This is a genomic window from Aneurinibacillus migulanus (genome assembly GCF_001274715.1).
Classification (GTDB): Bacteria; Bacillota; Bacilli; order Aneurinibacillales; family Aneurinibacillaceae; genus Aneurinibacillus; species Aneurinibacillus migulanus.
In genome coordinates this window covers 25680-52282 of sequence record NZ_LGUG01000002.1, presented here as the reverse complement: position 1 = coordinate 52282, position 26603 = coordinate 25680, and the positions used below count along the sequence as shown (strand labels likewise).

At 46.8% G+C, this 26603-nt stretch carries 28 protein-coding genes and 1 riboswitch; of the genes, 19 read left to right on the top strand and 9 right to left on the bottom strand.

Translation table 11 applies throughout. The features are described from left to right. The first annotated feature begins 56 nt into the window (after positions 1 to 56). Entirely contained in the window at positions 57 to 1682 is a 1626-nt protein-coding gene (gene cimA / locus AF333_RS00260) for a citramalate synthase (RefSeq protein WP_043063958.1), read from the top strand. Between the two features lie 95 nt (positions 1683 to 1777). Further along, complete coding sequence (locus AF333_RS00255; RefSeq protein WP_235495877.1) at positions 1778 to 2593, top strand: hypothetical protein; 816 nt, start codon at positions 1778 to 1780, stop codon at positions 2591 to 2593. 67 nt (positions 2594 to 2660) lie between these two features. On the opposite strand, the gene AF333_RS00250 is transcribed toward AF333_RS00255, so the two are convergent. Genes AF333_RS00250 through AF333_RS00230 form a run of 5 tightly spaced genes read right to left on the bottom strand, consistent with a single transcriptional unit; the run spans position 2661 to position 6299 of the window. Further along, positions 2661 to 3530 carry a fructosamine kinase family protein gene (locus AF333_RS00250; RefSeq protein ID WP_052811704.1) on the bottom strand — a complete coding sequence of 290 codons (870 nt, stop codon included), beginning with the start codon at positions 3528 to 3530 and terminating at the stop codon, positions 2661 to 2663. Continuing rightward, positions 3530 to 4294, bottom strand: coding sequence for a thiazole synthase (locus tag AF333_RS00245; RefSeq protein ID WP_043063907.1), 765 nt, complete (start codon positions 4292 to 4294; stop codon positions 3530 to 3532). The genes AF333_RS00250 and AF333_RS00245 overlap by 1 nt, the downstream gene beginning before the upstream one ends. A 6-nt stretch (positions 4295 to 4300) precedes the next feature. Further along, on the bottom strand, positions 4301 to 4495 hold the full coding sequence (thiS, locus tag AF333_RS00240; RefSeq protein ID WP_264760782.1) for a sulfur carrier protein ThiS: 195 nt from the start codon (positions 4493 to 4495) through the stop codon (positions 4301 to 4303). A gap of 29 nt (positions 4496 to 4524) precedes the next feature. Beyond that, entirely contained in the window at positions 4525 to 5646 is a 1122-nt protein-coding gene (gene thiO, locus AF333_RS00235; protein WP_043063909.1) for a glycine oxidase ThiO, read from the bottom strand. Beyond that, complete coding sequence (locus AF333_RS00230) at positions 5643 to 6299, bottom strand: thiamine phosphate synthase (RefSeq protein WP_043063910.1); 657 nt, start codon at positions 6297 to 6299, stop codon at positions 5643 to 5645. Before AF333_RS00230 ends, thiO begins: the two co-directional genes overlap by 4 nt. A 95-nt stretch (positions 6300 to 6394) precedes the next feature. After that, positions 6395 to 6509, bottom strand: a riboswitch (TPP riboswitch). A 128-nt stretch (positions 6510 to 6637) separates the two neighbouring features. Here AF333_RS00230 and AF333_RS00225 point away from each other — a divergent pair. The 3 genes from AF333_RS00225 (at position 6638) to AF333_RS00215 (ending at position 9239) form a co-directional block, all read left to right on the top strand. After that, positions 6638 to 7108 carry a DinB family protein gene (locus tag AF333_RS00225; RefSeq protein ID WP_235495868.1) on the top strand — a complete coding sequence of 157 codons (471 nt, stop codon included), beginning with the start codon at positions 6638 to 6640 and terminating at the stop codon, positions 7106 to 7108. Between the two features lie 86 nt (positions 7109 to 7194). Beyond that, positions 7195 to 7758 carry a GNAT family N-acetyltransferase gene (locus tag AF333_RS00220; protein ID WP_052811705.1) on the top strand — a complete coding sequence of 188 codons (564 nt, stop codon included), beginning with the start codon at positions 7195 to 7197 and terminating at the stop codon, positions 7756 to 7758. Between the two features lie 119 nt (positions 7759 to 7877). Continuing rightward, complete coding sequence (locus AF333_RS00215) at positions 7878 to 9239, top strand: DEAD/DEAH box helicase (RefSeq protein ID WP_043063912.1); 1362 nt, start codon at positions 7878 to 7880, stop codon at positions 9237 to 9239. Positions 9240 to 9322: 83 nt separating this feature from the next. Here AF333_RS00215 and AF333_RS00210 read toward each other — a convergent pair whose 3' ends face one another. Then, positions 9323 to 9886: a PadR family transcriptional regulator gene (locus tag AF333_RS00210; protein ID WP_043063913.1), complete on the bottom strand. Its 564-nt coding sequence runs from the start codon at positions 9884 to 9886 to the stop codon at positions 9323 to 9325. A gap of 375 nt (positions 9887 to 10261) precedes the next feature. Here AF333_RS00210 and AF333_RS00205 point away from each other — a divergent pair, with 375 nt between their 5' ends. Genes AF333_RS00205 through AF333_RS00200 form a run of 3 tightly spaced genes read left to right on the top strand, consistent with a single transcriptional unit; the run spans position 10262 to position 12807 of the window. Then, the gene (locus tag AF333_RS00205; protein ID WP_043063914.1) at positions 10262 to 11431 is read left to right on the top strand and encodes an SAM-dependent methyltransferase; all 1170 of its coding nucleotides are present in this window, start codon (positions 10262 to 10264) and stop codon (positions 11429 to 11431) included. 51 nt (positions 11432 to 11482) lie between these two features. Then, positions 11483 to 11608 carry a hypothetical protein gene (locus AF333_RS36610; protein WP_255322231.1) on the top strand — a complete coding sequence of 42 codons (126 nt, stop codon included), beginning with the start codon at positions 11483 to 11485 and terminating at the stop codon, positions 11606 to 11608. After that, positions 11605 to 12807, top strand: a complete 1203-nt coding sequence (locus AF333_RS00200) for an MFS transporter (RefSeq protein ID WP_043063915.1) — start codon at positions 11605 to 11607, stop codon at positions 12805 to 12807. The genes AF333_RS36610 and AF333_RS00200 overlap by 4 nt, the downstream gene beginning before the upstream one ends. A 113-nt stretch (positions 12808 to 12920) precedes the next feature. Here AF333_RS00200 and AF333_RS00195 read toward each other — a convergent pair whose 3' ends face one another. Next, positions 12921 to 14510 carry a M2 family metallopeptidase gene (locus tag AF333_RS00195; protein WP_043063916.1) on the bottom strand — a complete coding sequence of 530 codons (1590 nt, stop codon included), beginning with the start codon at positions 14508 to 14510 and terminating at the stop codon, positions 12921 to 12923. 421 nt (positions 14511 to 14931) lie between these two features. Here AF333_RS00195 and AF333_RS00190 point away from each other — a divergent pair, with 421 nt between their 5' ends. Then, positions 14932 to 15615 (top strand): TerC family protein, encoded by a 684-nt coding sequence (locus tag AF333_RS00190; RefSeq protein ID WP_043063917.1) that lies wholly within the window; start codon positions 14932 to 14934, stop codon positions 15613 to 15615. 153 nt (positions 15616 to 15768) lie between these two features. Then, entirely contained in the window at positions 15769 to 16557 is a 789-nt protein-coding gene (locus AF333_RS00185) for a hypothetical protein (RefSeq protein ID WP_043063918.1), read from the top strand. Between the two features lie 165 nt (positions 16558 to 16722). On the opposite strand, the gene AF333_RS00180 is transcribed toward AF333_RS00185, so the two are convergent. Beyond that, positions 16723 to 17238, bottom strand: coding sequence for a hypothetical protein (locus tag AF333_RS00180; RefSeq protein WP_043063919.1), 516 nt, complete (start codon positions 17236 to 17238; stop codon positions 16723 to 16725). Positions 17239 to 17356: 118 nt separating this feature from the next. Continuing rightward, on the bottom strand, positions 17357 to 18046 hold the full coding sequence (locus AF333_RS00175; RefSeq protein ID WP_043063920.1) for a class I SAM-dependent methyltransferase: 690 nt from the start codon (positions 18044 to 18046) through the stop codon (positions 17357 to 17359). A 330-nt stretch (positions 18047 to 18376) separates the two neighbouring features. Between AF333_RS00175 and AF333_RS00170 the strand changes: the two genes are divergently transcribed. The 9 genes from AF333_RS00170 to AF333_RS00130 all read left to right on the top strand — a co-directional run bounded on the left by AF333_RS00170 (position 18377) and on the right by AF333_RS00130 (position 26595). Then, positions 18377 to 19183: an inositol monophosphatase family protein gene (locus tag AF333_RS00170; protein ID WP_043063921.1), complete on the top strand. Its 807-nt coding sequence runs from the start codon at positions 18377 to 18379 to the stop codon at positions 19181 to 19183. Between the two features lie 201 nt (positions 19184 to 19384). Further along, positions 19385 to 19864 (top strand): 6-carboxytetrahydropterin synthase QueD, encoded by a 480-nt coding sequence (gene queD, locus AF333_RS00165; protein WP_043063922.1) that lies wholly within the window; start codon positions 19385 to 19387, stop codon positions 19862 to 19864. Beyond that, positions 19857 to 20579 carry a 7-carboxy-7-deazaguanine synthase QueE gene (locus AF333_RS00160; protein WP_043063923.1) on the top strand — a complete coding sequence of 241 codons (723 nt, stop codon included), beginning with the start codon at positions 19857 to 19859 and terminating at the stop codon, positions 20577 to 20579. Before queD ends, AF333_RS00160 begins: the two co-directional genes overlap by 8 nt. Positions 20580 to 20592: 13 nt before the next feature. Further along, positions 20593 to 21282, top strand: coding sequence for a 7-cyano-7-deazaguanine synthase QueC (queC, locus tag AF333_RS00155; RefSeq protein WP_043063924.1), 690 nt, complete (start codon positions 20593 to 20595; stop codon positions 21280 to 21282). A 7-nt stretch (positions 21283 to 21289) separates the two neighbouring features. Then, a complete protein-coding gene (queF, locus tag AF333_RS00150) occupies positions 21290 to 21718 on the top strand; it encodes a preQ(1) synthase (RefSeq protein ID WP_043063925.1) in 429 nt (142 codons plus the stop codon). An 11-nt stretch (positions 21719 to 21729) separates the two neighbouring features. Beyond that, on the top strand, positions 21730 to 21936 hold the full coding sequence (locus tag AF333_RS00145; protein ID WP_043063926.1) for a YqgQ family protein: 207 nt from the start codon (positions 21730 to 21732) through the stop codon (positions 21934 to 21936). 160 nt (positions 21937 to 22096) lie between these two features. Then, on the top strand, positions 22097 to 24634 hold the full coding sequence (locus tag AF333_RS00140; RefSeq protein WP_043063927.1) for a PBP1A family penicillin-binding protein: 2538 nt from the start codon (positions 22097 to 22099) through the stop codon (positions 24632 to 24634). A gap of 74 nt (positions 24635 to 24708) precedes the next feature. Further along, positions 24709 to 25053: a hypothetical protein gene (locus AF333_RS00135; RefSeq protein WP_043063928.1), complete on the top strand. Its 345-nt coding sequence runs from the start codon at positions 24709 to 24711 to the stop codon at positions 25051 to 25053. A gap of 135 nt (positions 25054 to 25188) precedes the next feature. After that, a complete protein-coding gene (locus AF333_RS00130) occupies positions 25189 to 26595 on the top strand; it encodes an RsmB/NOP family class I SAM-dependent RNA methyltransferase (protein WP_043063929.1) in 1407 nt (468 codons plus the stop codon). Positions 26596 to 26603 lie beyond the last annotated feature (8 nt).

The following is a 26603-nucleotide window of genomic DNA, read 5'->3' as shown; positions in this document are numbered from 1 at the left end:
GAAAATGGAGCAGGAAATACAAGGAGAGATTGAAAGATGGGGAGGATGATGAAACATTGAAAGCACAGGTCTTCATTTATGACACAACTTTGCGGGATGGAACGCAGGGGGAAGGTGTCAGCCTCTCGGTGGATGACAAGCTTAAAATCGCCAAAAAGCTTGATCAGCTTGGTGTCCATTATATTGAAGGAGGCTGGCCCGGCAGTAATCCGAAAGACATGGAATTTTTTCTGCGGGCCAAGGAGCTTAATTTAAAGCATGCGAAAATTACCGCGTTTGGCAGCACCCGTCGCTTTGGTGTAACGGCAGAGGCAGACGCGAATCTGAATATGATTATCGAAAGTGGAGTTGAAGCTGTCGCAATATTCGGCAAAAGTTGGGACTTTCACGTAACGGAAGCTCTCGGCACTACACTGGAAGAGAATTTGAATATGATTTATGAATCAGTCCGTTTTCTAAAGGAAAAGGGGCTTGAAGTAATTTATGATGCAGAGCACTTTTTTGACGGTTATAAGCACAACCCGGAATATGCGTTAGAGACCGTCCGTCGTGCTTCGGAGGCTGGTGCGGACTGGCTTGCGCTGTGCGATACGAATGGAGGTTCGTTGCCATACGAGATCAGCGAGATTGTGACACGTGTGCGTGAAGCGGTACCTACACCGATCGGTATTCATTGTCATAATGACAGCGAGCTGGCCGTAGCTAATTCACTGGCCGCGGTGATGGCGGGCGCGACGCAGGTGCAAGGAACGATGAACGGATTTGGCGAACGTTGTGGCAACGCCAACCTCATCTCGGTCATTCCGAACTTGCAGCTGAAGATGGGATACGCCTGTGTGCCGGATGAGCAGCTCAAGCAATTGACCAATACGTCCCGTTACGTTTATGAAATCGCCAATATTTCGCCACCTAACGTTCAGGCATTCGTCGGACAGAGCGCGTTTGCACATAAGGGTGGCATGCACGTAAGCGCAATTTTGAAATCAGCGGATACGTACGAGCATATTAAGCCTGAAGCAGTCGGAAATACACGGCGTGTGCTTGTCTCAGAGTTGTCTGGGCAGAGCAATCTGCTGTTTAAAGCCCAGGAGCTCAACCTTGATCTGGATAAAAACAAGCCGGAAGGCCGTGCGATTATCCAGCAAGTAAAAGAGTTAGAGCATCAGGGCTACCAGTATGAGGGTGCGGAAGCTTCATTTGAACTTCTTGTACGCAAAGGTCTTGGTGACTATGAAGAAGTATTTACCGTCGAATCATTCAAAGTATTGATGGAGAAAGCCGGCGAACAGGAGGTTATGACGGAAGCTACGGTTAAAATAAATGTGAATGGGCAGATTGTCCATACAGTAGCGGAAGGGAACGGTCCGGTCAACGCGCTTGACAACGCGCTTCGTAAAGCGATAGAAGCATTCTTCCCTAATATTAAAGAAATGTATCTGACAGATTATAAAGTACGCGTATTAAGTGAACAGGACGCAACGGCATCAAAAGTACGGGTGCTGGTGGAATCGACGCGCGACGGCCATGACAGTTGGAGTACGGTGGGCGTGTCGGCGAATGTTATCGAAGCAAGCTGGGAGGCGCTACTCGACAGTATGCGTTATGCGCTGCTGGGCCGCCGTGACGAGGTGGAGGACCTTCAGCCTGAAGAAACGGAGCGTCAGGGCATTCTAAACCATTGAATCACTGTACGATGAAAAAACGGAGGGAAACCTCCGTTTTTTTGTATCCTTTTTCTTTCTCTTGCGTAAAAACACATATACATATAGCGAAAAAGGTGAGGCAGTTGGATATTCAAGAATATTACCGCAAGCAATTCCGCTGGCAATTGGCAGGAGGGGCTGTGCTGTTTGTGCTCGGAGTCGCTGCTGTAGGAGCAGGCTATAAAGGACTTTATATGGATAACCCGTGGATGGTGGGATTTCCATTCTTTTTTTGTGGCGTATTTTTGCTTATTTCTTCCTTTATAAACCGTCGTCGCTTCAGAGACATACATCCTGTAGAACGAAAAGGGGAAGCAAGCGTTTCTGAAGTTGGTACGGTCGTGCTTCTGCAATTGCCAGCACCTATGCTTCATTTGCTCTGCTTTGATGAATCTGGAGTGCTGGCAGGCGAGATAAAAAGCAGGCATCGTACGTTCCTGCCCTGGGTGCTACCGGGAGCGATTATAAATGTGTTGCCAAAAGAGTGGGCGCTATATGATGCACAGGGGAGGATGCTAGCAAAATATCGACAGCGTCTTGGATTGAACCCGCCATTTGTGGCCTATGATGCCAGTGAGAGAGCCATTGGAGAATTTCGTGCTCGGCTGTGGAGCGGACTGTTGCGCATAAAAGGGGACGTAACGGATGGAGAAGGAAACAGGCTCGCATCAATAGATGTGCCGGGTTCGCTCTATGATTATCACATAACTGACACGGAAGGGTGCCGGTGGTTTCGTTTTCGTAAAGGGTGGATGCCGCTGGCGATGGGAGAGAAGTTCAAAGAGTCAGAAAGTCCGCTCGTCTCTTTTTATCCGGATCTTCCTGAAGAAAAACGGTATTTATCACTCGGTATAATAGCATACTTTCTTGCATCCTCAAGAAAAGAATAAGGCCCGAAAAGAAAAAGAATATGTATGCTCTCTTCTTCGGGCTTGCTTGTCATTATACATATATACGCTATTCTACGTAATGTTTCAAAATCTGATCGACAGATGTGCCGTACGATTCACCGAACAACGCAAGATGAACGAGCAGATAATATAATTGATACAGTGGACGGCGTTCTTCATAACCGGCATGATCTATCGGATACACTTCGTTGTATGCATTGTAAAAAGAGGATGGAAAGCCGCCGAATAGCTCCGTCATTGCCAAATCCTGTTCGCGATCACCATAGGAAACGGCAGGATCGATGAGTGCAGGCACGATACCGTTAGCCGTCTGCACTACCATCCAATTGCCACTCCACAAATCGCCGTGCAGCAGGGATGGCAAAGGCTTGTGATCAAGCAGGTCGTTTATCCGAACACAGAGCGTTTCCAGGCGTTGAAGGCGTTGGCACGGCCAAAGGCTATCACCGAATGAGAGAAACGGGGCCAGCCGCTTCGTAGCGTATAGGCTGGCCCAATCCTCATCCTGTCCTTTCGGCTGCGTCAGGCGGCCGATGAAGCCGTCGTCTTTCTGTCCGAAAACCGATGCTACGCATTGGTGTTGTAGAGCAAGTCCTTGCCCTAGGACCTCTGCTGTAGTTGCCGTTTTACTGCCGGGTTCCATCCACTCTAGCAGCAGGAATTTTTCTCCCACTTGCTTTACTTCTGGAACGTGGATGCCGGTTTGTTTTGTGTTGTGCGCATTCTTTAAGGTTATAAGCCCCTCGCTTTCCCAGGTGAAGAAGCGGGGAGGAGCGTCGGCGCGCCATTTAAGAAAGCAGCGTTCACCGTCTACCAGCACGGTCATTGCTTCGCATATATCGCCTCCGCTAATGGAATGCTCTGCTACTATGTCGTGCTCCTTCAGGTGTTCGTAAACAAAATCCGGCAATCTCATTACTTGCTCATCCCTTCCAAGGGACTGCTGGCCTGGGCATACCGTTTCTTAGGAATTCGGCCCGCTTCATACCCAAGGCGGCCCGCTTTGATACCGAGCATCATCGCTTCCGCCATTTTGATGGGGTCCTTGGCTCCGGATACAGCCGTGTTCAGAAGTACGCCATCAGCACCTAATTCCATCGCAATCACCGCATCGGAAGGTGTTCCGATACCGGCATCGATAATGATAGGAACGGTAGCTTCTTCAATAATAATGCTAAGATTGAGCGGATTGAGAATCCCCTGCCCGCTGCCAATTGGTGAGGCGCCTGGCATGACGGCGTGTGCTCCAGCTTCTTGCAGATGACGGGCCAGTACCGGATCGTCATTCGTATACGGAAGTACGGTAAATCCGTCTTCAACTAGAATTTTTGTGGCTTCCAGTGTTGCAATGGGATCTGGCAAAAGTGTCTTCATATCCGCGATTACTTCTACTTTAATCATATCGCACAGACCGGATGCGCGGGCGAGACGGGCGATGCGCACTGCCTCTTCCGCCGTGCTTGCGCCTGCCGTATTGGGCAGAAGCTTGTACTTCTGCAAGTCAAGCTGTTCGAGAAAATTCGGTTGTGCTGGATCGTAGATATTCATCCGGCGGACGGCGAATGTCAGAATTTCCGTTTCTGAGACTTCTACCGCCCGACGCTGGACATCAAAGTCCGGAAATTTACCTGTGCCGAGCAACAGGCGGGATGAGAATTCATAAGGTCCGATTCGAAGCATGATTTATCAACCTCCACCAACAAAATGTACGAGCTCAATCGTATCACCGTCTTTTAGTTCCGTGACGGCGTGACGGTCTTTTTGTAGAATATCGCGGTTAATTTCCACGACGACGATGCGGTCGGCCAGCTGCAAGTACTCCAGCAATTGCTGGATGTTTCCGACTGTGTCGGGCACGATTTGCTTTTCGCCATTAATCATTACAGTCACGAATGTACACTCTCCTTTATCTAAAAAACTGGCTGCGCATGACGCTTGTCAGTAAACGGCGCCAGCGAGACGTCTATGTCCTCTCCGGTTATCATACGGGCGATAATCTCCCCAGTCAGCGGACTGAGTAGAATGCCGTTACGATAATGGCCGGTCGCAGCAAGCAGGTTATCAAAGGAAGCGACCGGTCCAAAATACGGGAGACCGTCCTTTGTTTGTGGTCGCAGACTGGCCCATGTTCTTTCGAGCGGACAGCTCTTTAATGCAGGCAGGAGCCGTAAAGCTTTTGCCATAAGCTGCTGCAGTCCGTCGATGGTAATCCGGTTGTCGAATCCGCAATCAGCGGAAGAAGCTCCGACCAGCAACCGATTTCCGTCTTTGGGCACAATATAGCAGCCGTGCGAGTAGAGCGTTTTTTGTATCGGCTGAAGTGTTGAGAAGACGGAAAACGCTTCACCCTTAATTGGAAAGACGTCTAGCGGAAGGTTGAGCATACGCGCCAGCCGTCCGCTCCAGGCACCAGCGGCGAGCACATAGTAATCTGCTGTAAGCCGTCCCTGTGTCGTTAGGACGCTTGTAATTCGGTTGTCCGTCCGTTCGATCTCCAATGCTTCGCAGCGTTCCCGAATCGCTGCACCATGCCGGGCGGCGGCTACGGCAAATGCCCTTGTTGTGTCCGGCGCTGAGATCTGAGCGTCATCCTGTAGATAGAGGGCACCGGCGATTTCATCGCTAACCATTGGTTCTATGCGCTTGACTTCTACCCTGTCCAGCCATTCTGCGTTAAGTCCCATCGCCTGTTGCCATGCTCCGCGCTTCTGAAGTGCCTCAGCTTCTTCTTCCGTCCAAGCAACACGCAGCATTCCTGCTTTATTAAGGCCAATATCAATGCCTGAAGCTTCACATAGTTCTTTTGCGAGCTCTGTGAACATGGCACGGCTTCGCAGGGATAAGTCTACCAGTGGACCAGGCTCGCTAAACTCTACCTGAGCACCGAGCATACCGCCCGCTGCACCTGATGAATGGGCTCCTACCGTATCTTTCTCAAGTACGGTAACCGATTTTCCGCGTTTGGCAAGCTGATATGCGATGGCGACACCAATAATGCCACCGCCGATGATGACAACATCTTTCTTGTTCATTGAATCCTCTCCCTTTTTGCTACAGGCCAAGCGCATCTGGGTGATACGTGAACGTCCCGCATCGCTTGCTGGAATCTCTGTACAGAAAGTACGGGGTTAGTAGCGTGCATAACGGCTGACAGCACTGCAATTCCTGCACAGCCTGTCGCAAGCACTTCCGCTGCATTATCCGGTGTAATACCGCCAAGCGCAATAACAGGCACGCTGACGCTTTCTACTGTTTCTTGCAGTGCTGCAAGTCCACGTCCTGCAAGTCCTGGCTTGGAGGCGGAGGCGAAGACATGACCATATAGTACGTAGTCGGCACCAGCCGCTTCCGCCGCTTCTGCTTCTGCCACATTATGAACAGATACCCCAATTCGTTTGTTCGGTACCAGTCGACGAATGACATCGGGAGGGAGGCTATGGTAGGCGACTTGAATAGCTGCGGCGTGACAGGCAAGCGCTACATCGACTCTATCATTTACCGCTAGCTTGGTCTTCGGGAGCCCGGCAACCGTTATACCTTGAGCCCATTCCCATAGCTCACGCGCAGAACGCTGCTTCTCTCTGATATGGAACATATCGATGTATGGATGAATCTGCGCTGTAATATCACGTACAGTGGCAAGAGGCTGTTTACCACTGCTGATGATATGAAGAGCGTGTCGCATATGCCTTCCCCTCCGATTGTTTGTCCTGCGTGCAACCAAAAAAGGCCAGGACCCTATATGGGACCCGGCCTGTCTTCGATGATCGAACGAAGCGACTTACATGCCGACTACTTTCCTACGCTGGTACGAACCAGATCAGGTCCCAAGAGTTTAGAAACTTCATCGCGTTTCATTCTCAGCCCGGCTCATCGGGATCCCCTAGTAGTACTTCCTATGAAAATTTTCTTTAGTATAACAAATTTTGTTGAGGAGGAAAAGAAGTTTTGTAAAAAAAACTTATGAATAGGTAGAAAAATTAGAATTATTATATAATTTATTTGTAAGTAATAAAGGAAAGGGTGGATGAGTTGAAAGCCGTAGAATTGTTTCCCCATGTTAATGATTTGCGGAATCGTTTTTTTTCGTCCTATAAGGAATTAACCCCAGAGCTTCTTGCACAAAAACCGGAAGGAATACCCAATGCAATCGGGTTTCATCTGCGCCATATCGCACAGGCGGAAGACTGGTTTGTACAGGGGATTGTTCTTGGACAAGAAGTTGCACCAAAGAGAAAGACAGAGCTTCCGGACATTGACTCTATTCTTGCTTATCTGGAACAAACACGTGAGCGCACGCTGGCTACTCTTTGTAAGATGGAGGCGACAGAGCTTGCGAATCAATTCACCATGCCGGAGGGATTTCGCGGTGACGCGGTCGAAAACCCGACATTTTCCTGGTTATTTAGTCGGATATTTGACCATGAGGTTTACCATCTGGCACAAGTAAACATGACGTTGCGCTTATTAGGTAAAGAGCCTCCCTCTATGTAATAACTTTCTCCTGTTTGAGGTACTATATATCTGACATGAAGAGATAGTATTAAGGTGATTTTACTACCTGAAGCGGGGGATACGCGGTGAAAATCAAAAAATTGAAACATGATACATTCCGTAAAATCTGGCTGTACCGCTTAAAAGACCGGAAAGTGCTCGTATTGCGTCAGGCGTTGGAAGAGGATGCGCCCCAAATCATTCAACGCTTGCATCGTGTGCTTGATGAAGGTGTTTATCTGGAAGAAGAAAAAGAGACAGTGAATAGCACTGAAGAAGAAGCGATGCTCATTCGTCAGATGAGCGAGGAAGGCAGTATGTACACAGTTGCTGAAATTGGCGATTCAATTGCTGGTGTAGCACAGATTAAGCGAGGACAGATGGAAATGAATCGTCATACCGGAACATTTCGTATTTGGCTTGGGCCGGAATTTCAGGGCTACGGCATCGGTTCCAAGCTGATGGATTATGCATTGCAATGGGCTAGGCATCACGGCCTTAAGAAAGTCTGTCTTGATGTATTTGCCGATAATGAGCGGGCGATTGATATGTACAAGAAATACGGTTTCGTAGTGGAAGGCCGGCGCAAAGAGCAATTTGTGCTGAATAATCAGCATGTGGATGAAGTGTTTATGAGTAAATTCATATAAGGAAGAGGCGCAGAGTGGTGTGAGGCTATCTGCGCCTGTTTTCCTTTTTTGCTAGCAATTATGAAGAAACTTCGGGTAGAATAAGAAATAGTTTGTTTTGCAGAGAAAGGAAGGAAAACATGAATTCATTCACGGATTTTCAGCTGAAACCGGAGATTCTGCAAGGAATTGCAGATTTATATTATAAAGAGCCAACTCCGATTCAAGCGCAAGCAATCCCACTAGCGCTTGAAGGAAAAGACGTTATCGGCCAAGCGCAGACTGGAACAGGAAAAACGGCTGCGTTCGTCCTCCCCATGCTTCAGATGTTGGAGATGGATAGAAAGGACGTACAAGCTCTTGTCATGACACCGACACGTGAGCTAGCGGTGCAGATTGCAGAGGATATCGCCGAACTGGGCAAACACCTGGGCGTGAACGTTCTATCTTTGCATGGCGGACAGGATATTACGCGCCAGATTAGCAAGCTTACGGGACAGGTTCATATCGTAGTAGGTACGCCGGGAAGGATACTGGACCATTTACGCCGGGAGACCCTTCATTTTGGACGAATCAAAATGCTTGTCCTCGATGAAGCGGATAAAATGTTAGAAATGGGTTTCGTAGAAGAAGTCGAAGAAATTTTCATTCAGACAGCGCAGCAAAAGCAGGTGCTTCTGTTCTCCGCAACTATTCCGGACGGCGTACGCAAGCTGGCTCATCGTTTCATGGACCAACCGCAAATCGTACGCGTTGAAAAACGGCAGATGACAGCAGAAAATACGAAAGAATCGTATTATGTGGTGAATCAGAGCGATAAAACCGATGTACTGCTCGAACTTGTTGGGGAGGCACGTCCGTATTTAGCGGTTATTTTCGCCAACACGAAACAGCGGGTTAATGAGCTGGTACGTCGCCTGCAGGAGAATGGCGTCGAGGCGGAAGCATTACATGGTGATTTGACTCAGAAAAAACGCGAACAGATTATGGAACGCTTTCGGGAAGCGAAGTTCCAATATCTTGTAGCAACCGATATTGCCGCACGTGGGCTGGATGTAGAAGGAATTACACATGTATTCAATTATGACATGCCCTCCGACTTGGAAAGCTATATTCACCGTGTAGGCCGGACAGGCCGTGCTGGACAGGAGGGGGAAGCTATTTCGCTTATCTCTCCTCGCCAGAAACAATGGTTCGATCGCTTCTCCCGTGCCATCAGTGGCGGAGCCGAGCAGAAGTTTCTCGGCGGGAAGCAGCGTGAGGAGCGCAAGCTGCGTAGAAAGGCTGTAGAATCAGAAATGACTATTCAAGAAGAAGAGAATAAGGACTCCACTGCACCGAAAAAACCGGCACCTAAAAAGGCGGGTGGTCGCGCAAAAGCGAAGCCAGCAAAGGTTAAACCGGGCTATAAGAAGAAAATAAAATGGGAAAAGGAAAAGCAGCAACGCAAGGAACGTCGCAAAGCGCTGCAAGATATATACAAAAAGCGAAAGAAAAAGTAGCGATATAAAACCGGGAGACGGCATCTAAAACCGTTCTCCCGGTTTTTGTATGCAGAGAGGGAGTCGCCCGCTTCCCGGTGTCGTTATTTTTTTGCGGTTGCATTTATTTTGGTATTATCTAACAGGCCGAGTACCCAATGACACCAGGCGATTTCTTCCTCTTCTAGCTTGAGCTTTCGTTGAAACAGTAGATAGCGTCCGAAATGCCTGCATGTGATTTGTTCAAGTTCGCTTCCATATTCTTCTTGCATCTGTGAAATCTCCTCTTTACGAAACGCAACTTTCTCTTCAAAAGAAAAGATACGCTCACGAAATAAACGCTTTGCTGTATTCGTATCTGTTAATCCGATAGCATACACCTTGGCAAGAAATTCATCGCGGATAACTGGTGGAGCAGATGGCTTAGTCACCCATTGCGTAAGCAATGTCTGACCTTCGTCTGTAATGGAATATATTTTCTTATCCGGCTTCCCGGTTTGCTCTACATGTACGAATGTTACAAGTCCATCCTGTTCCAATTTTGTGAGTAACGGGTATACCTGACTGTGCTTTGCCTGCCAGAATACTTCCAACAGTTGTGTTAATTCATAGCCCGAACAGGGCTTGCGCATCAGCATGCCAAGTAAGGCATAGCCTAAAGCATTCATGTTCATCCTCCAAATCATAGTAGTTGATATGTATAAAATTATATATATAAATATTGACATATTCAAGTGTGTGGCAGTATACTAAAAAACATCCTTCTATATATAAAAAGTTACATATATAATTAGTTAAGGAAACTATATTAATGCTAAAAAGGTCTGTTTTTGTTTTTATCTTTCTATACTGATATATAACCAAATTTATCCCGCCTTAACGGGCAGTAATATTCCCGCATCAAGACATGAAAAAACTAAGGAAGTTTAAGTGGAGATAAACTGCTCTTAAAGGTTCGATAAGCTTAACTAACACTCAGCGGGGGGACGTGCGAAACCCCTCACTGAGTGAAGTTTCATTTTATGGAAGAGGAGCGATGAAAAATGCAAAAATATTTATTCCAACAATTTTTTGGCAAGATTACATCAGTTCCATTTCGGGTGGTTTTTTGGGATGGAAACGAAGAACTGTATGGGGAAGGTACTCCACGTTTTACGCTCACGTTCAATGAACAAATCCCATTTACCTCATTTGTGAAGCAGCCGTCCCTAGCTTTTGGTGAGGCGTACATGGATCAAGCGATCGAGCTAGAAGGCGAGATCGAAGAGTTGATACGCGCAGCTACTTCTAACCATAGCGTGATATGGACAGAGACGCTTGCCCGGCTTCCCAAGCTTAGTATGCGTAAACAGAAAGAGAATGTGCAGCATCATTACGATGTGGGCAATGATTTCTATTCGCTATGGCTCGATAAGACGATGAGTTATTCGTGCGCGTATTTTAAAACGCCTGAGGACACGCTAGAAGAAGCACAATTGCAGAAGATTGATCACATCCTGAAAAAGCTACAACTGAAGGAAGGAGAAACGCTACTTGATATCGGAAGCGGATGGGGCTGGCTGATTATCCGAGCTGCTCAGCAGTATGGAGTCAAGGCTCTTGGCGTTACGCTAAGTGAGGAACAATTCAGGAAGACGAGGGAGCGTATTGCTGAATTAGATCTGATCGGACAAGTGGAGGTAGAACTAATGGATTACCATGACCTTCCAAAAACAAACCGTACCTTCGATAAAATCGCAAGCGTAGGAATGTTTGAGCATGTCGGTCGTGATCATTACTCCGAATTCATGAAAACCGTACAAACTCTTTTGAAAGACGGAGGACTTATGCTATTGCACACGATTACGCACATGAAGGAAGAGCCTGGCGATCCATGGATCTCAAAATATATTTTCCCAGGTGGTTATATTCCTTCATTACGCGAGATTATTCATCTGTTGCCTGAATACAATTTCCATACGCTTGATGTAGAAAGCCTCCGCCTGCATTATGCGATGACACTGGATCGGTGGGCAGAAGGATTTGACCGGAATGAAGATAAAATCCGGGAGATGTATGGGGAACGGTTTGTCCGGATGTGGCGGTTGTACTTACGATCAGCTGCGGCTTTTTTCCGCATCGGCGGCCTGAACATTCACCAGATTCTCTTTTCGAAAGACGTCAACAATACGTTGCCGTTAACTAGGAGCTATCAGTATACAAATAAGGAATAAGAGAAGGGATACAGATTTGCATCAAAGAATTGCATGGAGGAGTGAGAGACAGTGGAATTAACAAAAAGTAAGAGAGGCATCAAGGTGTTCGCTACCTTTTTGGTAATCGAGGGGATTGGGGTCGTAGACCCGTTTCTCCCCTCGATTGTCAAACAAAAAGGAGGTATTAATGAATGAATGCTGGTTCAGCACAATCACTTGGTGCCCATAACCAGTCGGCCAAACAGCCGCTTGTTATTTGGGTTATTTTTTTCGCCACAATCATTTCCTTTATGGGATTGGGACTTGTTGATCCTATTTTGCCTGCGATTGCAGAGAAACTTCATGCCACTCCAAGCCAAGTTTCCTTATTATTTTCAAGCTATAACTTAATTACTGGGATTGCAATGTTGATCACTGGTGTTGTCTCCAGCAGGGTTGGCATTAAATGGACTTTATTAACCGGTATTATATTTATAATAGTGTTTTCAGCACTGGCGGGTTCTTCAAACGGAATATGGCAAATTGTCGGCTTCCGTGGCGGATGGGGACTTGGTAACTCATTATTTATTGCTACAGCGTTGTCTGCGATAGTAGGTTTATCTGTAGGTGGAACTACTAAAGCAATCATTTTATATGAAGCAGCTATCGGACTTGGTATTTCCGTAGGCCCGTTGCTTGGTGGAGAGTTAGGGTCCATTTCCTGGCGCGGTCCGTTCTATGGGGTAAGCGTGCTAATGATTATAGCTTTTTTTGCTCTTTTATTGAAAATGCCTCAGGTTGCAAAACCGAAAGTGAAAAGTTCTATCCTTGATCCAATCAAAGCATTAAAATTTCATGGATTATTCAGGCTTGGACTTACAGCATTCCTTTATAATATTGGATTTTTCACATTAATGGCATACGCCCCATTCGTAATGAGATTGGACGAGCATGGGCTGGGATATGTGTTTCTTGGATGGGGGCTTTGCCTCGCCATTACATCTGTCTTTGTTGCTCCAAAGCTGCAAGCTAGATTTGGAACGATTAAATCAATGTGTGCGATGTTAATTTTGTTTGCATTAACTCTTTTGGCAATGGGAATTTGGACAGATTCAAGAACAGTTATTATTGTTTCTGTTATTATTGCAGGCTTATTTCTGGGAACCAATAATACATTAATCACTACAGCCGTTATGCAGGTTGCACCAGTAGAACGCGCTACGGCCTCGGCAGCATACAGTTTCGTTCGTTTCATTGGCGGGGCAATCGGTCCTTGGCTGGCAAATAAGCTGGCTGAAGCGTATACTTCGCATGTTCCTTTCGTAACTGGTGCTATATTTGTATTTTTGGCTATGCTGGTCGTTGCTTTTGGACGGAAACACATTGCACATGTAGATCAAGTTAACGGTCATTAAAAGGAAAGTATGAAACACTTCTATTAGCAAGATATGTCGTGGAGAAATAGCTGGCTCACCTAACAAAGGCACTGCCGTCATCTGACGATAGTGCCTTTGTTTATGCTGTTATGTTATCGTATGAATTGTTTGATGAAATAATCCGGATTTAGTCCTTCACCATTGGCATTCTTTAGCAATTCATACCAGGGTATCTGAGCGCCTGGGTGGAAAATGCGACGGATAAGATAGGCACCTGTGCTCTTCTTCTTTAGATAGGAATCGTTTCGCAACTCGTCTACTATCATAAAATGCAACTGAGAAGCCATTAGCTCACCCAGAATATAATTCTGATAATATACGGGTGCGGTACCGATATGGATTTTGGCGGCCCAGTCCGGTTCGTTCCGTCGATCTGGCTTTCTAATCAATTGGAAACGTTCGACAAGCGACCACCATAATGCATTCAAATCTTGATCTGGATCATGGTACATTTCGTGTTCGAAGTGCACCATGACAAGCCCCCAGCGTACGAAGATGAGCATGCTTAAGCTTAAGTATTCTTCCAGTTCCTTCCCTAGTCTTTCGGCTTCCTGTTTTGGAACGTCCGCATACAGTGTAAGCCATTCAGGGTTTTTAGTCAGGCGTCCCATGAACATTGCGATAGCTTCTGTTGTAAGCGTATGGGCGGGGGTGCGCAGTAGATACGGCAATGTCCGGTCGATGTATTTGTCATAAACCCCATGCCCAAACTCATGCAGCATCGTGCTCATCCACCACTCATTATCACGGATATTAGCCAGTACCCGGACGTCTCCGCTGTGATCGATATCGATACAGTAGGCATGTTGATTTTTGTTTGGACGCTCGAAGAGATCGCTACGTTGCAGGATATCCTCGACGTCCAGCCCGATATCAGCGAAGAAGTGTTTCGTAATCTCGATGATATTTTTTTCTTTGAAATACGGGTCAAGCTGTACGTTTTCCGGTGGTGGCGCTTCCTGGAAGAAGGGGTCCGCATAATGCCAAGGCATGACTTCGTTTGTAGAGATTTTGAATGTGCGGGCCAACTGCCCATCCAGCTTCCGCTTTGCCCGACGGAATGGTTCGGTTGTTTCTTTTTCCAGCTTAGCAAGAATCGAGAACAAATCCCTTCCGTCCAATTCCTGAAGATGGAGAGACATTGCATAATAATTCTTAAATCCGGCTTCTTGGGCAGCACGATTACGAAGTTTAACGAGTTCAATAACGCGCTCCGCTACCTGGCAACCAATCTGTTTGCTGGCTTCCCATGCCTTGCGTCGGATCGTCGAATCGGTTTCATTCTGGAGGATATCCTGAATCTCATTGTCTGATACGGTTTGCCCGTCGAGGGAGACTCTGAAACGGGTGAATTCGCCCTCAATTTCGCTTTCTTTCTGTACGATATCAGAAAGCAGGTCTGCATCCGGTTGATTAGGGATATATTCGTGTTCAAGTAAAACAAGTTGCCGGTATAACAGCAAATCCTTCTGTAATGTTTCATTAGCCAGCCATTCTTTCAATATTGCATAGTCTTCCTTATTAGAGAATAGACGAATCAGGTCCTGCCGGTATCCAATATATTGTTGTTCATATTTCTCTTCTCCTGTGGTTGTGGCCTGCCAGTAAGCTTCCGAGGACGCTTTGTAAAGGCTTTCCACTTGCTTGAGACGTGGGTTGAGGAATGAATCGACGGATGGCATAATCGAACCCTCTCTTTCGTGGAATGGTAATCTCCTTATAATGGTATGATAAAAAAAATGTCTATTCAATCATTTTCGGGACCGTCTACTACAAGGAACAATTTATCCTGGTCCAACGGAACCATCAACGGGGGATGAAGAATTCTAAGCTGATGGAAGTTTGACTTTATGGATTGACACATGGGTTTGATGGGTGTATTTTATAAATAACAGAATAGCCCATAGGGGAGTAGCTTTGAGAACGATAGTGTCGTCATTACGGGAACCTTGGCGGGGACCCCGGCTCTATCGGCAGCATATGATGTTGTAAGCAAGACCTGTGCCGTTTTTTCGGCCGGGTCTTTTTTGTGTTTTTAATAGGTATTTTTTTCCTTTTTTCATTGTCTTTGCACGATTTGAATTTAAAGAGGAGGAATGGTCAATGGAGTTTTTGTCTACGGAATTTTTCTCGATGCTTTTTTCCATTATTATTATTGATCTGGTACTTGCTGGCGACAATGCGATTGTTATCGGACTCGCGTCTCGCAATCTGCCGAAGGAACAGCAGAAGAAAGCGATTATCTGGGGGACGGTAGGCGCGATTGCGATTCGTGCAGTAGCTACAATCTTTGTTGTCTGGCTGCTGAAAATCCCTGGTCTTCATCTTATCGGTGGCATCATTCTCGTCTGGATTGCGTATAAGCTGCTCATCGGTGAAGAAGGAGAGGAAAACATAAAGAGCAGCTCTTCATTGTTCGGCGCGATCCGCACCATTGTCATTGCGGATGTCATGATGGGCCTTGATAACGTACTGGCGGTAGCCGGTGCTGCACAGGGACATACCGGTATGGTGGTGCTCGGACTACTCATTAGCATTCCGCTTGTAGTCTGGGGAAGTCAGGTTATTATCAAGCTAATGGATCGCTTTCCTTCCCTTATTTATATCGGAGCAGGCGTACTTGCTTATACGTCTGCAAAGATGATACTCTCGGAAGGTTTCATCCTTCCATTCTTTAACGAAAACCCGGTTGTGAAGTGGATTGTTATTGCAGTGATAGTTGCAGGCGTTCTGATTAGTGGTAAAATAAAAAAAGACAGACAATCGACAACGACGGCCTCTGCGTAATGTAGAGGCTTTCCTTCTGTTTGTATAAAGGTTTGAAAAATCGTACTTTCCGACCTTTACATGTAGTCATTAATTGTATTATGTAAGAAGAGACCGCCAAATCGTAAGAAAGATAGAGAAAGATGGTGATACAGCTTGGAGCCCCTTTCACGCGTGGATAAATACCGTCAACGCAAAGAGAAACGAAAAGGCGGACGCTCCCTGGTGTGGGCGGCGTTTGCGTTTTTGTACATAGTTATCATTTACATTCTTCTTTATTTCGTTAAAGTTCCAGTCGATTATACGAAGCGAATCGGCCTGGAAGCGGGGCTGTTTTTCTTAAGCGTCATTTTTCTTGATGCATATCTACAAGCGTTCACTACCATTTCCGTCCGGCCCGTTCAGAAAGTCGAAGCGCGCATGACGCGTCCGAATCCTATTATTATCGCCTTCTGGGTTATTTCGCTATGCTATCATTTAAGCATAGGGCTTTTAAGTTCAATGTATCTCCCGGATTGGATGTATTATACGGGCTTCGTGTTTACGCTGGCGTTATTTATTGCGACCGTTATCCATTTTCTCGCGTATTTCGCGCACAGTAAACGGGAGAGGCAATGGGTAATGGAAGAACGGTATGCGAGCGATCAGCGTAAGGCATACGAGATAATCCGTGATAGTCAGTCGCAATACTATTGGATTCGTGATGTGATGAAGAATAATGAGGAAGTACGGCAGATGATGATCTGGAACAACTTCGATCGGAATCTAGAGGAGCGGATGTATGAGCTGCAGCCGTACTTCCAGCGCACGATTTTCACCAATAAGGATTTGGATAAAATCGCAGGCATCAGTGCTTGGCTGGATAATATGCGCCGCATTATCGAGGAGCATCCGAATTACAGTCCGGTCCAGGCGCGATCCGAAGAATTGCCGCTCAGAAGCAAAAGGAGACAGGTCGAGTAAAGACAATACGTTGGCGGAAACGGTTTGCGAGCGGATTGCAACACTGGAAAGGATGCAATCAGTAAAACGCCATTAAAACAAAGAAGGCGCAAAATAACGTCCTTTCTTTTCCTTGTTACGCAATTGTTTGAGGAAAAGAACAGACTTATTTTTGCGCCTTCTTTGCTATTTTTCAATTTCAAAGTATTCAATTTCGCCTTGTTTGTCCACTCGTACGATAATGGTGACGGGGTAGAGCTTGTCAGGAACAGAAGTAAAGACGCGGCCCTCCAGACGGTACATTGTTTTTCCACTATCCAACTGGCTTTTTTCTTTTAGTGCAAGCGATGCAAGAGACGGCAAGTTCGTCGATTTAGTTTGATTTTCCTTCTTCATTACGCTTGCGAGAAGCGCCGGCTTGTTGTTGCCGTTCTCTTCGATAAGAGAGGCGACATTTTTCGAGAGAATATTAACGGCGAGTTGTGCAATGGCTTGGTCAGCCGGAGCAGATTTAGCGTGTGCGGCCGCTTTCTCCCATTCGCTAATCGAGGTTTGTTTAGTTTTCATTTGTTGTTTGACCCAGTTCTTTGCTTCGACGGTTTGTGCGGACGAAGCGTTCGTGTCTATGGATGAACAGCCTGTCCCCGCTGCTAGTAAGCTTCCCACGATGAAGAGGGAAGCCCCGATACGTTGCCACCTCATTGTGTGCATGTTCCTTTCTTAACGTGGATTTCGCATATTGTTATCAGGTTAGACGGTTAGTAAGACGTTAAGTTGCTCACATGCAAAAGAAATTCTTCCAAAAGTCTGTATACACCTGCTATGTTTCAAGCGGACGGGCATAAAACATCCATAGAAAGCTGAGTGCCTGACACAATTCAGTTGACAGCACCTTTGTCATTTCCGGCGTGACGCCACGTTTATAAACGCCTTCCTGATGAATGATTTCGTAGCCGTTTTCTTGAAGCAGCCGTCCGCATTCCCAGGGCATAATAGTATGAAGTATGACATCTTCTCCATACAAGCGTCGGTATCCGTGTTCACGAGGTGCAGCGGTCGGGCCGAGAATACCAAGCGCGAGCATGCCTCTGGGATGCAAATGCCGCCGCAGGGTAAGTAATGTTTCACGTGGATCATCGGTCCATTCCACGACATTTATCGCCAGAATTGCCTGGAAGAAGTGTTTCTCAAACGGCAGTTCGCGCAGGTCTGCTTTTACGAATGAAAGTGCAAGCTCTGGTTTTTTTCGTGCTTTTGCTTTGTTTATCATTTCTTCAGAGATATCAAGCCCTATCACTTTAAAGCCCTGTTCCGCCAGCTTTGCACTGCCATATCCGTCACCGCATCCAGCGTCGAGTATCGGGCCGAACTCTGGGCGAATATATTGGGACAATACAGGTAGAATCATTTTGCGGCTGCCCGTCTCCCACATTTCCTCACTGTTGGCCTGCCAGTGGGCTGACATCTTGTTCCAGTGCATTTCACATGCGGCATGCCAGTTAAATGTCATGATACATCCCCCTTTGCTCTGTTTATCCCGCCTTAACGGGCAGTAATCTTCCATCTAAAAATCTGGAGAAATCGAGGAAGTATAGGTGGGCGATAAACTGCCCCTAAAGGTTCAATATGTTCAACTAACATGCAGTGGAAGGTGAAGAAAACTCCCACTGCGTGAAGTTTCACTTTATATCTGAAAAGTACCATAATTCAAACGCGAAAGCGAGAAAAACATCAGAAAAACACCTGATTATGCAGTTGAGAAAAATTTGCTTTATACCCGTTGGATAAATGGGGTAAAGTTATAAGAAGAAAGATGAAACGAAAATGAGAGGCGAGAACCTTGCAGAATACGGAAATAAAAGAATGGGGATTGCTGGCAAAGCACTGTGCGCGAAGCGCAGAAAAGCTTATCGAAGATATGCTATCCCGTCCATTGGAAGTCACGTATAAATCTTCTGCGTCCGATCTGGTCACTTCTGTTGACCGGGCGGTGGAGCAAATGGTAATAGATGAGATTATTAAAAAGTATCCCGAGCACGGGGTGCTTGGTGAAGAGGGACTTGTAGCCTGTCAACCGGCTGATTTCGATACGGTTTGGATGGTAGACCCGATTGATGGAACGACGAATTTCGTTCATCAGCAACAGAATTATTGTATATCTATTGCCGCATATCATAAAGGCGTATGCCAGGTGGGCGTCGTCTATGATCCGACCCGTAAAGAGATGTTCTATGCCGAACGTGGGGGCGGAGTGTTCCTTAATGACAGTCCTTTGCAAGTGGAACGAAATAAAGAAATGAAAGAAGCACTATGGTCAACGAGTCTGTTCTGGAATCGGCGGGCGATGAAAAGCGGTCTTTCGGAGAAGGCACAGCATCTTGCTCATCGTTCGCGCGGGGTTCGCGTCTATGGCGTGGCTGCGCTGGAGTTGGCTTATGTAGCAGTAGGAAGATTAGATGCCTATATTAGCCTCGGACTAAATCCATGGGATTATGGTGCAGGTCTGCTGCTTGTCCAGGAGGCAGGCTGCCGAATTACGACACTGGATGGTAGCGAGATTCCGTTTGGGGAACGCAGCAGCATTTTGGCGGCCAATCCGAATCTATATGACTTTTTGCTTGAATTCTTAACAGAACATCCAGTATAATGAACAGGTGTAATTGAATACATCGTTGTTGTGTGGCGAAACCAACGTTAAAAATACCACCGGAGTATTGTCTATTCTATCCCCTGGTGAAGGGGATTTTTTATTGTAACAAAGACAAAAAACGGGACTGCCATTTTGGGAGTCCCGTTTTTATTTTCCGGAGGTGCGCCAAAAGTTTACAATAGGCAGGAGGAAATATACATGTCCGGATTCGACATTCCGCGTAGCGTGCAGCTACTATACAAAGACATTCAGCCGGAACAGCTGCGCTACCATCGGCGCCGGGTAGCGCTTACGAAGGAGTTTACGTTTGATTCCGCACATCACCTTCATCTGTATGAAGGAAAATGTAAAAGCTTGCATGGTCATACGTACAAATTGATGATTACAGTAAGTGGATTTGTTGATGATATCGGTATTTGCGTAGACTTCGGAGACATCAAGAAAGTGTACGAAGATACGATTAAGGCACAGCTTGACCATAAATACCTAAATGAGGTACTCCCTCCTATGAATACGACGGCAGAGAACATGATTGTATGGATATGGGAGCAAATCGACGGGGAGATGGAGCGCCGTGGCTGGAAAGAGCACGGCACACGTATTGAGGAATTAGTATTGTACGAGACACCGACCAGCTACGCCACGTTGAAACGGGAATGGATGGAAAGTGATGATTGATATGAAGGAGCTTCGCAGAGACTTCAAGTTGCCGATGGTCGAACTGTTCGAGACGGTAGAGGGTGAAGGCAGGATGGCAGGATATCCGACTACGTTCGTGCGTGTATTCAACTGCAATCTACGCTGTACCTGGTGTGATACGCCCTACAGTTATGCGCCGGAGAAAGCGGCATTCACCGCAAGCATTGAGGAGATTGTAGAACAGACTGCATCGTACGGGCATGGAGTTATTTGCCTGACAGGTGGGGAGCCGCTTATGCATGGGTTGAAGTCCCAGGCACTCGTTTATCATCTGTCGCAGTTGCCGACTGTGTGGGATATTCATATCGAGACGAATGGAGCCATTAATCTGATGCCATTTAGCTTGCTGCGTGAACGGGATGGAAGCATGGGCAGAAAAGTTCGTTTTGTTATGGATTACAAGCTGCCGGCGAGCGGAGAGACAGCGAAGATGCATCTTTCGAATTTTTCTATTCTTGAACCGCAGGATGAAGTCAAGTTTGTCGTCGGCGACGAAGCAGACTTCTTTCATGCACTGGATATTCTGACGCGGTATCCGACCCGGGCTACTGCACTGTTTAGCCCGGTATGGGAGACGATGCCGCCTGCTGACCTGGTGACGCTTATTCTTCGACACCGGCCGCAGGAGGGAAAAGCCCGGTTGAATATGCAGATTCATAAAGTAATCTGGGACCCGGAAGCACGAGGTGTGTAAGGAGGGAGACATTATGGAAAAAAAAGCGGTCGTCGTATTGAGCGGCGGTTTGGATAGTACGACGTGTATGGGCATTGCCAAAGATGCAGGATATGAGCTGTATCCGCTCACCTTTCATTATGGACAGCGACATAACAGAGAGGTTGAACAGGCCAAGAAAGTAGCCGATTTTTATAGTGTACCGGCTCACCGGCTTGTCAATCTGGATTTTCTGGGGCAAATTGGAGGCAGCGCGTTAACCGATACAAACATTGAAGTACCGGTCGTACAGGCGAATGCGGAAGACGAGGAAGACATACCGGCCACATACGTCCCGGCTCGCAACATGATTTTTCTTTCGCTTGCCGCAGCCTATGCGGAAGTAGTAGGAGCGGAGGCAATCTACATCGGGGTAAGTACCGTAGATTATAGCGGTTACCCGGATTGTCGCCCTGAGTTTATCCGTTCGATGAATGAGACAGTGCAATTAGCTACGAAAGCAGGCGTTAAGGGTACGGGTATTCGTATTGAAGCGCCGCTCGCGCATTTATCGAAAAAAGAAACCATTGAATGGGGACTTACGCTAGGTGTCCCGTATGAACTTAGTACGTCCTGTTATCAAGGTGGTGCAAAAGCCTGTGGTGAATGTGACAGTTGTCGCCTGCGTTTGAAAGGATTTGCGGAAGCAGGAGCTAAAGACCCAATTTCTTATCAGAAAGGATGAATAAATAATGAGTCAAGTACAACACGATTATGATAAATACAATAAAATTCGCTTTGATACCCAGGAGCGTTCTGCTATTATGGAGGAGATTCTGGAAACCATTCCATATGAATATATAGGTAAGAAAACAGAAGTAACGATTCCGACGAATGAATTCACTTCCGTGTGCCCATGGTCCGGTCTACCAGATTTTGCAGACATTAAAATTATTTTTATTCCGAACGAAAAGCTTATCGAGATGAAATCGCTCAAATTCTACCTGACTTCATACAGAAATGTAGGTATTTACCAAGAGCATGTGACAAATAAAATTCTGGAAGATCTCGTAAAAGTGGCCGATCCGCTATATATGCGAGTAGAAGCGCTATGGAATGCTCGTGGTGGACTTGGAACGGAAGTTGTTGTAGAATACCGAAAGGAAGGATATGAAGGGTAGCGATCCGTTCAATGGATGGAATCAATAATATTCTGGATGTAAAAGCATTGCTTCGCCGGTTTGGCATTGTCATCTACATGGGAGACAGGCTAACCGACTATGAGATGTGGGAAGAAGAATTGCGCGAACTATATCAGGAAAGCATGATCGATGTGGATGAATTTCGTGCTGCGATGATGATCCTGCAACAGGCGAAACGTAATGATTTAGACGTATAGAGAGAAAAAGAGCCTGCGCCACGGCTCTTTTTTCGTTTCGGGGATCAGGAAGAAAGTATGCGATTTTTTGCAACTTTTTGCGGTTTTGTTCTGTATAAGTATGTGTATTATTATGTATTGTTGTTATCCTTCTGTACATTATTAGGGGGTTAAACGAAACATGGAAAAACGACGATCAAGAAAGCCAGCGAAAAAGCGGAAGTCATTTTGGAGAGGGCCTTGGGGCATTATCATCTTTATGACTGCGCTTTTCCTCGTCTTAAGTATCGGCGGATGTTCGGCGTTGTATGTGGCCGGCAACCAGATGATTGACGAGAGCAAGCTGGAATTAAAGGAAACATCCAAAGTATATGCTTCGGATGGTAAAACAGAAATCGCCCGATTAGGAACGGATGATAGGCAGCTTGTAACATTCGATAAAATACCGAAGCATGTTGTAGACGCATTTATCGCTACCGAAGACAACCGCTTCTATGAGCATAACGGTATCGACCCAATCGGGATCGGCCGTGCGGTTGTCAAAGATATTATCAGCAGAAGCAAAGCAGAAGGAGCAAGCACGATTACCCAGCAGCTGGCCCGGAATATCTTCCTCTCCCATGACAAAACATTCATGCGGAAAACGAAAGAAATTATGATTGCAATGAATCTGGAGCGCAAATATTCCAAACCGCAAATTATGGAAATGTATTTAAACGCCTTCTATGCAGGAAAAGGAAGGGTAGGCATACAGGCCGCATCGAAATATTATTTCGGAAAATCGGTTGAACAGCTTTCATTGGAAGAGGGAGCGACACTGGCTGCGCTGCCGAAGGCACCGAATACGTACAATCCGGTTGCACATCCGGATAATTCCCTAAAGCGACGCAATCTTGTCCTTTCTCTAATGGAGAAGAACGGCTTCATTACAGCGGAACAGAAAGAACAAGCTCAGAAGAAGCCGTTGAAGGTGCAGGATAATCTGCCTAGCAATTCAAGGGTTAGCGAGGAGTATCGGGCATATATCGATTATTTAACTGATGAAGCTGAAAGACGGGACATTACGGAAGATCAATTGTATTATGGTGGCTACAAAATCATTACGTACATGGACAGCAAGGCACAGAAAGCGATGTTTGAAGAGTATAAAAAGGACAGAAACTTCCCGGGCGGTACCGATCCGAAGGTTCAATCAGCCATGGTCATCATGGAGACGAAGACCGGGGGCATCACTGCCATGGTAGGCGGGCGCGATTATGTAACAAAAGGATTAAACCGGGCGGAGATGAAGGTGCAGCCAGGTTCGACCATCAAGCCGCTCATCGACTATGCACCGGCGCTTGAAAAAGGCTGGACACCATACACGATGGTGAAAGACGAGAAAAAGACATATCGTAAATATCAAAACTGGACACCGAGAAACTACGGAAATGAAGGGTACGCCGGAAGCATTACGATGAATAAGGCAGTTGTCGAATCGCGAAACGCGGCGGCGGTGTGGACATTGAATGAAGTCGGATTGTCTACCGGGGTGAGCTATCTGAAGAAATTTGGCATTACACCGGAGCCGGAAGAAGAGAATTACCTGTCGCTCGCGCTCGGCGGTATGCAGAAAGGGGCAACGCCGATTCAAATGGCTCAGGCGTATTCCGCCTTTGCCAATAACGGCAAGATGAATAAAGCCCATGTTATTAAACAAATCATCTCTCGTGATGGCGGTGTTATCATACCGGAGGAGAAGAATGAGACGCAAGTGGTAAGCCCACAAACAGCTTATTATATGACAGAGATGCTGCAAAACGCGGTAAGGGAAGGAACCGGAAGAAAAGCACGGTTCGGTCATCCGTTAGCCGGGAAAACCGGAACACAGCAGTATGACAGCAAGAAGGTTTCAAGAGGTACCCGTTACGCGTGGTTTGTAGGCTATACGCCGGACTATGTTGGCTCGATTTATATGGGGTACGATGTAACGAACGATAAATACCACCTGCGGACGACCGGAGGAGCAGAGCCTGCTGCCTTGTTCAGCAAAGTCATGGCGAAAGCGATGGAGGACAAAGAACGTAAGGATTTCGAGCGTCCTGAAGGCGTGAAGACTGCGGAGCCGCCGGTATCACTTCCGTCGATTGGAGATTTGAGTGCCACAGTTGATGAAACCGGTCAAAGTGTAAACATCAATTGGGGAGGTACAAAGGATAATCGGGTCAAATATCGTCTGTACCGTTTCCTTGGATCGCCGGCCGAGAAAGAAATGATTGCTGAAACCGGATCGTCGGGCTATACGGATGCATTCGATTCGAGCAAAATGTATACGTATGTGGTCGTGCCATATAACGCAGAGACAGGAGAAGAAGGAAATATGTCTAATATGGCAACCATAACGGTGCCAGAGCCACAGTCGGACGAACAGACGGATCCGAATCAGTCGACCGATCCGAACAACCCGAATCCGGATGATCCGAACAATCCGGGGCAGCTGACAGACCCGAATAACCCGAATTTGGAGGACCCGAACAATCCGAATCAATCGACCGATCCGAATAACTCGAATACAACCGATCCGAATCAGCAAAATCCCGGTCAGGTGAATCCGAATGACCAGAACGAGCAGGGGACGGACGGAGGAATCATCCCACCGAGGCAGAATAACGAAAGAACAGGCAGAGGCAATGGAAATGGCAACGGGCGCAATGCTTCGGGTGAAGGTAGCACTCCGTAACTGTAAAGAAATGTCCGCAAACGGATAAGGATTTGTTATAATGGAGAACAAGGAGAAGATAAGGAGGGGTTGTTATGACTACAAGTCGGGATATCGCCCGTTTTTTTGAAGAGCAACTTTCCAATGCCAAGACACATTTCGAGCGTGCGCTGGATTGTAAGCATACAGAGTTTGACGACCTGTATCCGTATATGAATGAGCATCCCCAGTTTTTTTGGTACAAACGATATGTGGCATGGCAGGAACTCCTGACAGTCGTTCGCCTTGCAAGAGATCTTGAGGTGGAATGGAAGCACTTGTTCACCGAGCAACAAGCCAATTACATTGATTGTAAGGTGCTGGAAGCCCGGGTACTGGATCATTGGTACGAAGGCGGCCGGCAAGAATTGCAGGAAGAAGAGATTGGTGCCGACGAATAGAAATAACAGATAGATACGCGAATAAAGTGAAACTTCACGCAGTGGGGTATGACTTCCCGTCAAGGCGGGATAAATAGATGGAGGGAGCGCGGCTCCCTCCTTTTTCTGTGAAAAATCGAAGGAGGAAGAGGATGGATGAACATCCCTGATGCTTTTGCAGCGAGAATGAAGAGCTTGCTTGGCGAAGAGGAGTATACGGCATTTGTTGCTTCGTATGCGGAACCCCGCAAGCAGGGATTGCGAGTGAATCGATTAAAGTTTTCTCCGGACGCTCTTCTTGCGCGGATAGATTGGCCCCTTTCCCCAGTCTCCTGGACGAAAGATGGCTTCTACTATCCGGAGAATTTGCGACCGGCAAAACATCCGTATTACCATGCGGGTTTGTATTATATCCAGGAACCGAGCGCGATGTCTCCAGCCTCTATACTGGACGCTCGTCCGGGGGAGAGAGTTCTTGATTTATGTGCAGCGCCTGGCGGCAAGACAACACAATTGGCTGCATCCATGCAAGGAGAAGGCATCCTTGTAACAAATGATAACAACCCAAATCGGGTAAAGGCACTGGTGAAAAACGTTGAGCTATATGGAGTCCGCAATGCAATTGTGACCAATGAAACTCCCGATAAATTGGCTGTAGCTTTCCCTGAGTACTTCGATAAAATACTCGTTGATGCACCATGTTCAGGTGAAGGGATGTTCCGCAAAGAACCGGATATGATTAAAAGCTGGAGTGAGACAGCTATTGAGACGTGCTGCGGGATGCAGCGTTCGATTCTTGTAGATGCGGCGCGTATGCTGCGTCCAGGTGGCCGCTTGCTTTATTCTACATGTACGTTTGCACCGGAAGAAAACGAACAGATGATTGCGGAGTTTTTGGACAAGCATCCGGACTTCTCCGTCGTTCCGGTGCATATGCATGAGGGTTGGGAGAAGGGAAGACCTGAATGGACGAGAGATCCTGCTTCATATGCGCAGGTAAGCAGAACTGCGCGTTTATGGCCGCATCGCGTAAAAGGGGAAGGTCATTATGTCGCTTTATTGCAGAAAGCTGGTGAAGTAATAGAACCTGCTCCGGCTAACCTAGCGACGAAAGGAAAGAAATCGCTGGAGAAAGAATTGGCCGATTTTTATACTTTTGTGAAAGAAACGCTTCCGTCCTGGAAAGGATTTGAAGATAGCCGTTTTATGCTCACGATGCATGAGGACCGCGTATTTTTATCTCCAGCAGGGCTCCCGGATTTGAAGCGTCTCCGGCTCGCCCGTCAGGGATGGCTGTTGGGTACAATAAAGAAAAAAAGATTCGAGCCTTCCCAGGCGTTTGCTATGGGACTTCAGGCGACGGATGTGATACGCACGGTTCATTTCACAGCGGATGATCCGGACGTTATTCGATATGTTAAGGGAGAGACGCTGATGATCCAGGCTGAGAAAGGCTGGAATATAGTGTGTGTGGACGGATATCCACTTGGCTGGGCCAAAGGGATAGGCACATCGCTAAAAAATATGTACCCTGCTGGATGGCGCTGGATAGACGGCGGATAAAGTGAAAC